The organism is Methanobrevibacter sp. (assembly GCF_045539575.1).
GTDB lineage: Archaea > Methanobacteriota > Methanobacteria > Methanobacteriales > Methanobacteriaceae > Methanocatella.
Genome location: NZ_JAZQFM010000046.1, coordinates 1 through 3,029 on the forward strand (window position 1 = coordinate 1; position 3,029 = coordinate 3,029).

Genomic DNA, 3,029 nt, shown 5'->3' on the forward strand with positions numbered 1-3,029 from the left:
TACAACATTCCAGATTATTGGGAAATTGGAGAAGTATTCGAAAGACTGATTGAAGATAATTATGATGAAAAAGATGTTTTTAGAGGTATAAAAGAAGTGTTTTCTTCATGGTTAGCCGAAAAAATACTGAATTTTAACTCATATTTATATTATCAATCAAGACAATATCTAGCGGAATGTTATAAAGCTGGGGAAATCATAATTTCCTAATAAACACAATTAAAGATAAATAACTTCAAAAAATATGATTGAGATTATAAACTGATATTAATCTACTATCAATTCAGAACATAATGAAAAAATATATTTCAAAAACATAACTTTTTGAATAAATCCAGATAAATAGAACAAAAAATAATCCGAATGAAGAAAAAAACTAAAAATTGGTAAGATATTTGAACGTTGATTTCATTATATGACAGTTGAATGGGTAGTGAAAAAATGAAAAATAGAAGTAGATGTGTAAACACCTACTTGACTTTAATTTTAACTTTCTTAGTTACCTTATTATAGTACTTGTTTCCCTTGAAGGTTATTTTTGATTTGAATGTTCCCTTTTTGGTCAGTTTTTTGATTTTAAAGGTTGCCTTACCTTTGGAATTGGTCTTGACTGTGATTGTCTTTTTACCCTTGATTTTCAAGGTGACCTTGACCTTTTTCATTGCCTTGCCTGTATTGTCCTTTAAGACAATAGTGTACTTTTTGGTTTTAACAGTCCTTTTGAATGTTTTCTTTTTGGCTTTCATCTTAGGAGTGGCCTTCTTGACTGTGACCTTGATGTCCTTGGTTGATTTAGCATATTTTGTGTTTCCGTTGAATGTTACCTTAGCAGTGTATGCTTTTGGAGTGAGTCCTTTGGTTGATGCCTTGACCTGACCGTTCTTGTCAGTGGCGTAAGTTTTAGCACCGTTCAAATCAACAGTTACGCTAACACCACTTAAAGCTTTACCAGTACTGTCTTTCAATGTAATAACCAGATTTTTGTTAATATTGTAAGTAGTAGTTATTGCATTACTTGTTAGTTCTGTTTTAAGTTTTATAGCGATTGTTGCATTTTTGACAGTAACATCATACAATCCATAATATGATGCTGAGACCTGATAAACACCATAATCAAATATGTGTACTGCCCACCAGGTTCCATTACCTGCATAATTTGCATTGATTTGAGTGCCGTTTGGCAGAATAAATAGTAATTTACCTTGCACAACATCATTTGGAATATTGGATTTTGCAGTGATGTTAACAGTCTTGTTATTGGTTGTCTGGGAGGTGACATTCACATTGAATATCATGTTTGTGATTGTTTTTTCAGCTTCAGTATAGTATGAATCTGTGTTATGGCGAGCGCTTATGTAATAATTTTCACCTGCAATTATATCCAAAACAATCGTACCATTCTCATCTGTGACGTTAACTTCATTTAAAACAACTTTACCATTGACAACCACACCTACAGTGATATTTTGACCGGTGGCCTTATTGGATCCAGACATAGTAGCACTGACTGTTGTAATTCCATTTGCTCCCCAATATGTCACATTAGTAAAAGTAACTTCAGCACCATTTCTTGAATAGATTGCGTTTAAAAGGTTATCATTACCTGTGAATGTAATTGTAATGTTGTTATCATTTTTAGTTATTTCTAAAGCTTCTGCATTTGCTCTATTGTTTAAAAAACGAGAATTAGAAACAGTTTTAGTGGCTGATGTAATGTAGAAGTAAATTGCAGAACCAGCAGTTGCATTATTGCCAGTAAAATTACAATTTGTCACAGTACCTTCACCACTGAATCTGATAGCGCCACCCTCACCTGAAGCAGTGTTATCAGTAAAATTACAATTTGACACAGTACCAGAATATATCCAGACAGCACCACCATCTTTAGAAGCAGTGTTGTTTGTAAAATTACAATTTGTCACTTCACCATTTGTATTAAAGAAAACTGCACCACCATCTTTAGAAGCAGTGTTGTTTGTAAAATTACAATTTGTCACTTCACCATTTGTATTAAAGAAAACTGCACCACCACGACCATAATCTCCAGTTGCTTTGTTATCAACAAAATTACAATTTGTCACTTCACCTTTGCTATTGAAGTAAACTGCACCACCATAATATGTTGCAGTGTTATCAGCAAAATTACAATTTGTCACAGTACCTGAACTACTAAAGTGAATTGCTCCTCCACCACTATCATAATTAGCATTTTTAATGGTTAGGTTTTTAATTGTTACACCGGAAGCACTAACATGAAATGCCCTGATTGTTGATCCGTTCATGTCAATGACTGCGCCGTTACCATCAATGACTTTATTGGCCTCAGTGATAATAATGGCTGTTGCATCCTCATCGTAAGTATAGTTTTTATGGGTTAATGTAATGTTTCCTGGCTGGCTAATTTCATTGGCCAAATCAGAATATGTAGCTGAATCCGCACCCAATACCTCAGTATCAGTTTGCGCAATAGCCTCATCATAATCAGTTGAAGTAAATACCATGTTTTCTTCACTTGTTTGTAGATTATCCTCAATATCATTATCAGTGGATAAATCGATTGTATTTGCATTTTCACTTGCTATAATATCCCCTATTTCACTTGCACTAACACCTGCAATGCTCAATAGAAAAACAACAAGCGCCAATGGGATTATTGTTTTTTTGTATTTCATTTTCTCCCTGAACTCCTGAAAGTTGTATGCTAAAAAATGTTTTATATCATTCAAACAATCATAAAAATACATATCCTTTGTTTAAAACATCTAAAACATGACTAAAAGTCTATCAACGAATATATAAATACATAACGATTTTGAAGAACGGGGGCAGATAAACTTATATTTATATACCTATTGATTTGACATGAAAAATGAATTAAACTTCAATATATCATATTCAGAAAGATAATTTTAAATAATCAATTTAATGATTAAAAGACACTTTACCCTACTTGTTATTGAAATAGACAAACAATTTGTATTTAAGAAATTTTCTCAATTAAAATTTTGAAATTATTCTTGAAAAATATT

2 protein-coding genes are annotated in these 3,029 nt (G+C 32.2%); one reads left to right on the plus strand and one right to left on the minus strand.

Translation table 11 applies throughout. The features are described from left to right. A partial coding sequence (locus ACKI30_RS05880; RefSeq protein ID WP_407410719.1) for a hypothetical protein occupies positions 1-210 on the plus strand: 210 nt, incomplete at its 5' end. A gap of 260 nt (positions 211-470) precedes the next feature. Here ACKI30_RS05880 and ACKI30_RS05885 read toward each other — a convergent pair. Continuing rightward, positions 471-2,672 carry a right-handed parallel beta-helix repeat-containing protein gene (locus ACKI30_RS05885; protein ID WP_407410721.1) on the minus strand — a complete coding sequence of 734 codons (2,202 nt, stop codon included), beginning with the start codon at positions 2,670-2,672 and terminating at the stop codon, positions 471-473. Positions 2,673-3,029: the final 357 nt, after the last annotated feature.